We start from the raw sequence: 5,771 nt of genomic DNA, 5'->3' as shown, positions 1-5,771 counted from the left end.
GCACCGTGCTCGTGCCCCTCGTCGTCGCCTCGCCCGGTCCGCTCGGCTGGAGCGTCGCCGACGACCGCTCCTTCCTCCGCGCCCACGACCGGCTGCTCGCGGCCTGGCCGGGGAGCGGCCGGTGAGGGCGCGGGCGCCGTACCTGCTCGCCGCCGTGGCGGCCCTGGCGCTCGGCCTCGCCCTGCGCTTCCTCCTCGTCGGGCTGCCGGCCGACCTGGCGGGCGGGGTCCTCTACGTCGTGCTCGTCGCGCTCCTGGTGGCGGCGGTCCTCCCGGGACTCGCGGGCGTGCCCGCCGCGGGCGTCGCGCTCGCCTGGTCGATCGCGATGGAGCAGCTGCAGGCGATCGGAGTCGCCGCGCGGCTCGTCGAGCAGTGGCAGCCGTTGCGCCTGGTCCTCGGCACGACCTTCGCCTGGCTCGACCTCGTCGCCTACGTGCTGGGCGCCGTTCTCGCGGCGGCGGTCTTCACGGCGGTCGGCCCCCGGAGGCGTCCCGACGTCGACCCGACCCTCGTCTAGGGTGAGCGGGATGGAGGCCCAGCAGAGCACCGTCGAGAACAGCGGCACCGTCGAGAGCAGCGGCACCGTCCGGCACCACCGCGACCGCCGCACCGACCGCCGCATCCCCGAGCCCGTCGACCGCTTCGCCACCGGCGAGGACTTCCCCGAGTACCGGGTGGACCTGGAGCGGATCCGCTTCTCGCCCTACTTCGCGCGGCTCTCCGCCGTCACCCAGGTCATCTCGCCCTCGGGGGTCGGGCAGGTCGTGCACAACCGGCTGACCCACTCCATCAAGGTCACCGCCGTCGCCCGGGCGATCGCCATGCAGCTGACCACCACCGACCCGGCGCAGCGCGACCTGGTCGAGCGGCTCGGCGGCTGCGATCCGGTGGTCGTGCAGGCCGCGGCCAGCGCGCACGACCTCGGTCACCCTCCGTTCGGGCACCTCGGCGAGCAGGCGCTCGACCGCCTGGCGCGCGAGCGGCTCGGGCTCGAGGAGGGCTTCGAGGGCAACGCCCAGTCCTTCCGGATCCTGTCGGAGCTCGACGTCTGCGAGACGGTCGAGGCCGGGCTGAACCTGACCGCCGCCTCCCGGGCGGCCGTTCTGAAGTACCCCTGGGGGAGGACCGTCTGCCGGCCCGACATCGAGTCGGCCGACCCCACCGAGCTGCCGCGCGGCTCGACCGCGAGCCGGTGGGAGACCGCACCGCCCAAGTTCTCGGCCTACACCCTCGACCTCGACGACCTGCTCGATGCGCGGAGCGGCTTCGAGGCGATCGCTCCCTGGCAGCAGACGCTCGAGTGCTCGGTGATGGACGTCGCCGACGACATCGCCTACTCCCTGCACGACCTCGACGACTTCTACCGCGCCGGAGTGCTCCAGCAGGCCGCGGTCGCCGTCGAGTTCCGCGCGTTCCTCCGCGAGCAGAACGCGCTCGCCGCCCTCGACGCGGGCGAGCTCTGGGCCCGCGCGCCCGGGCACTCGCTCGAGATGCTGCGGCGACGGCTCGTCGCCCGCGACCCGTGGATCGCCAGCGACGAGCACTTCCGCTCCTCCGTCGAGCGGGTGTCGACCGAGCTGGTGGAGGGGCTCCTCGCGGTGCCGTTCGACGGCTCCACCCGCACGGAGCGGGCGATCGAGTCGTTCGTGTCGTCCTGGATCGGCCGCCTGCAGCGCTCGGTGCTGGTGCTCGCCGAGCCGAACGTCCGCTCGGGGCACGTGTCGCTGCTCCCGGACGCCTGGCACGACGTGGCCGTGCTGAAGTTCGTGCACACCCGCTTCGTCATCGACCGCCCGGACTTCGCGACCTACCAGCGCGGGCAGTCGCGAGTGCTCGAGACGCTCGTCACGCACCTCGACGACTGGCTCGACGACCCGCGCGACGGCTCGCGCGCCCCGCAGAAGCTGCTCGACCTCATCGAGCTCGCCACCGACGGGTACTTCCGGCTGCGCGCCGACCGGCCCGAGTGGCTGCCCGCGGGGGAGCGGGGGAGGCCGCGCGTGGATCCGGAGTCGCTGCAGCGGCTGGGCCGCGCCCGCGGCATCGTCGACTACGTCGCCACGCTGACCGACGAGCAGGCGATGGCGCTCGCCGCACGGCTGCGGGGCGACCGCGAGCCGTGGGCGATGGGGACCTGAGGCGTCGCGCCCGGGGAGGTTGACAGCGGGCTCCCGGTGTGGCCATCGGCCGCGATCCGCGCGAGGACAGGGGAGTCGGGGAGTCGAGGGGGTTCCCCTCGCACCCAGCCGCCGTCCAGGATTCACGGAGTGAACGAAAGCGTAAAATCATCGCGGCACCTGCCACGATCGACAACTCGACAGGGAGTTCCGTTGGACGGAAACGCAACGACCACGCACCGCAACGTCGCGTTGCTGTCCGTCGCGACCACGATCGCCCCGAACGTCACGACCTCCGAGGAGATCGACGCGCGCCTGGCGCCGGCCCTCAAGCGGCTGCGCCTGCCCACCGGCCTCCTCCAGCGGGTCGCCGGAGTGCACGAGCGCCGCAACTGGGGCGCCGACCAGACCTTCGACGCGGCGGCCATCGACGCCGGGCGTCGCGCGCTCGAGGAGGCGGGGGTGCGGCCGGACCAGATCGGCCTCATCATCAACACCTCCGTCACGCGCAAGCACCTCGAGCCGTCCGTGGCGGTGCGCCTGCACCACGGCCTCGGCCTGCCGTCCTCGGCGATCAACTTCGACATCGCCAACGCCTGCCTGGGCTTCGTCAGCGGCATGACGCTCGCGGCCCAGCTGATCGACTCCGGCCAGATCCGCTACGCGATGATCATCGACGGCGAGGACGCCGACGAGATCCAGGTCAACACCATCGAGCGCCTCAGCCGCGACGGCGTCTCGCGCAAGGACTTCATGAGCGAGTTCGCCAGCCTCACGCTCGGGTCCGGAGCGGCGGCGGCCATCCTCGGCCCGGCCGACGCGCACCCGAAGGGGCACCGCCTGCTCGGCGGCATCACCCGCGCGGCGACCCAGTTCAACGAGCTCTGCGTCGGCAGCGTCGACGGCATGTTCACCGACGCGAAGGCCCTGCTGAAGGGCGGCATGGAGCTCGTCGTCTCCGCCTGGAAGGAGGCGAAGCGCGACTGGAAGTGGAGCGGCATGGACCGCTACATCATGCATCAGGTCTCGGAGGTGCACACCAGCGCACTGGTGAAGGCCGTGGGCCTGGACCGCGACCGCGTCCCCACCACCTACGCGATGCTCGGCAACGTCGGCCCCGCCTCCATCCCGATCACGCTCGCGCAGGAGTCGAAGACCCTGCAGCCCGGCCACCGCGTGCTGCTGATGGGCGTGGGCTCGGGCATCAACACCGCGATGCTCGAGATCGCCTGGTGACCCCGCCCGCCGGTCCCCACCCGGCGCGCGGATCCGCTCCGCGCTCGGCTCCACCGCGCCGGCGCAGCTGCCGCCGCCCGGGCTGGAGGGGCTGGACCCCTCGTGGTCGCGGCTCGTCGATGCTCCGGACGCCCAGGGCGTGCCGCGCCGCTGGCACCTGCTCGACACGCTCGACGCCCTCGGCGCCGAGCCCGTCGGCACGATCCTGTGCGTGCACGGCAACCCCACCTGGTCCTACCTCTGGCGCCGCCTGGCCGCAGCCACCGTCGAGACCGCACGGAGCGGCGGGCCCGCCTGGCGCGTCGTCGCCGTCGACCAGCTCGAGATGGGCTTCTCGGAGCGCACCGGCGCGCTGCACGCGCTCGCCGACCGCGTCCGGGAGCTGTCGAACCTCACCGACGTGCTGGGCCTGGACAGCGACGTCGTCACCCTCGGGCACGACTGGGGCGGAGTCGTCTCGCTCGGCTGGGCGGTCGACCACCCCGACGCGCTGTCGGCCGTGATGCTGCTCAACACCGCCGTGCACCAGCCGGACGGCGAGCCGATCCCCGCGCCGCTGCGCCTGGCGCTCGCGTCGGGGGTCCTCGGCGCCTCCACGGTCGGCACGCCGGCGTTCCTCGAGACCACGCTCGCGATCGCGCATCCGGCGCTCCCCGCCGCCGTGAAGGAGGGGTACCGCGCCCCCTACCGCGGAGCGGAGCGACGGGGCGGGGTCGGCGGATTCGTCGCCGACATCCCGGTGGACGCCGCGCACCCGAGCCACGGCGAGCTGACCCGCATCGCGGCCGGCGTCCCGGGCCTCGACGTGCCCGCCCTGATGCTCTGGGGCCCGCTCGACCCGATCTTCTCGGACCGCTACCTCGACGACCTCGTCACCCGCCTGCCGCACGCGCAGGTGCACCGCTTCGAGGGCGCCGGCCACCTCGTCGCCGAGGACGTCGACTACGCCCCGGCCGTGCTGACCTGGCTCGGCGACGCCTTCTCCGAGTCGGGCGCCGCTCCGGACGTCCGCCGTCCGACGGCTCCGATCGAGCCGCTCTGGCGCCACCTCGAGACGCACGCCGACGACGACGGGCTCGCGCTCGTCGAGATGGCCCCGCCGAGCGGGGACGGCCCGCGCCGCGTCTCCTGGCGCCTGCTCTCGCGCCGGGTGCACGAGCTGGCCGCGGGGCTCCGAGCCTCGGGCGTGCGCCCGGGCGACCGCGTCTCGCTCCTGGTGCCGCCGGGCGCCGATCTCACCGCGCTCCTCTACGCCTGCCTGCGCATCGGGGCCGTCGTGGTCGTCGCCGACGCGGGCCTGGGTCTGAAGGGCCTCACGCGGGCCGTCCGCGGCGCGTGGCCGGACCTCGTGGTCGGTGCGCTCCCGGGCCTGACCGTCGCGCGCGCCCTCGGCTGGCCGGGCGGCCGCGTCTCGACGCAGACGCTCCCGCGCGCCTCCGCGGCGGCCCTCGGCGTCGACAGCTCGATCGGCCAGCTGATCGAGCTGGGCCGCGCCGAGCTCGCCGCCGATCCCGGGCTGCTCGCCGAGGCGCCCGCGGCCGACGACGTCGCCGCGATCCTGTTCACCTCGGGCTCGACAGGGCCTGCGAAGGGCGTCGTCTACACGCACCGCCAGCTCGCCGGCGTCCGCGACGCCCTGGCCCGCCAGTACGGCATCGGGCCGGGCACCGGACTCGTCGCCGGCTTCGCTCCGTTCGCGCTGCTGGGCCCCGCGCTCGGCGCCCGCTCCGCGACTCCCGACATGGAGGTCACCGCGCCGCGCACGCTGACCGCGACCGCTGTGGCCGACGCTGCCGCGCAGGTCGAGGCGACCGTGGTGTTCCTCTCGCCCGCCGCCCTCGCGAACGTGGTCGCGACGGCCGACGCGCTCACCGGCGAGGACCGCCGGGTCCTCGCGAGGTGCGGACCTTCCTCTCGGCGGGCGCGCCCGTGTCCGAGGGCCTGCTCGCGCAGGCGCAGGCGCTGATGCCGAACGCGTCGGCGCGCACCCCCTACGGCATGACCGAGGGACTGCTCCTCACCGACGCCTCGCTCGAGGGCATCCGCGCGGCCGCGGCCGACGACGACCCGCGCGGCGGAGTCTGCGTGGGCGTGCCCGCGGCGGGCGTCCGCGTGCGCATCGCCCCGCTCGCGCCGACGGCCGCGCCGCCGACTCCTTCGACGAGCTGATCGGCACGACCGGCGAGATCGTGGTCTCGGCCGGGCACGTCGAGGACCACTACGAGCGGCTCTGGCTGACCGATCGGGCCGCGCGCATCGGCGCCGTGCCCGGCGAGCGCTGGCACCGCACCGGCGACGTCGGCCGCGTCGACTCCGACGGACGGCTCTGGGTCGAGGGCCGCCTCCCGCACGTCGTCGTGACCGCCGAGGGCGTCGTCACGCCCGTCGGCCCGGAGCAGCGGATCGAGGCGCGCGTCG

The 5,771-nt window shown here is 74.7% G+C and carries 6 protein-coding genes; all 6 read left to right on the top strand.

What is annotated here, in order from left to right; all coding sequences use genetic code 11:
- The first annotated feature begins 121 nt into the window (after positions 1-121).
- Positions 122-517, top strand: a complete 396-nt coding sequence (locus B0T42_RS18515; RefSeq protein ID WP_158078192.1) for a DUF2809 domain-containing protein — start codon at positions 122-124, stop codon at positions 515-517.
- Positions 518-527: 10 nt separating this feature from the next.
- On the top strand, positions 528-2,138 hold the full coding sequence (locus tag B0T42_RS18510) for a deoxyguanosinetriphosphate triphosphohydrolase family protein (protein WP_077224448.1): 1,611 nt from the start codon (positions 528-530) through the stop codon (positions 2,136-2,138).
- Between the two features lie 192 nt (positions 2,139-2,330).
- On the top strand, positions 2,331-3,353 hold the full coding sequence (locus tag B0T42_RS18505; RefSeq protein WP_077224446.1) for a 3-oxoacyl-ACP synthase III: 1,023 nt from the start codon (positions 2,331-2,333) through the stop codon (positions 3,351-3,353).
- Between the two features lie 139 nt (positions 3,354-3,492).
- A complete protein-coding gene (locus B0T42_RS18500) occupies positions 3,493-5,319 on the top strand; it encodes an alpha/beta fold hydrolase (protein WP_342418285.1) in 1,827 nt (608 codons plus the stop codon).
- Positions 5,283-5,522, top strand: a complete 240-nt coding sequence (locus tag B0T42_RS22500) for a hypothetical protein (protein ID WP_158078191.1) — start codon at positions 5,283-5,285, stop codon at positions 5,520-5,522. Before B0T42_RS18500 ends, B0T42_RS22500 begins: the two co-directional genes overlap by 37 nt.
- A gap of 20 nt (positions 5,523-5,542) precedes the next feature.
- Positions 5,543-5,771: hypothetical protein (locus tag B0T42_RS22495; protein ID WP_158078190.1), on the top strand; the 229-nt coding region annotated here is incomplete at its 3' end.

The sequence above is a fragment of the Rathayibacter rhapontici genome, assembly GCF_001995175.1.
Classification (GTDB): Bacteria; Actinomycetota; Actinomycetes; order Actinomycetales; family Microbacteriaceae; genus Rathayibacter.
The sequence above is the reverse complement of the archived record's forward strand: the minus strand, read 5'-3'. Positions and strand labels throughout refer to the sequence as shown.

What these genes read in the sequence shown, in the direction of transcription:
- B0T42_RS18510 (WP_077224448.1), top strand. Translation starts at nt 528, where the DNA reads ATGGAGGCCCAGCAGAGCACCGTCGAGAACAGCGGCACCGTCGAGAGC.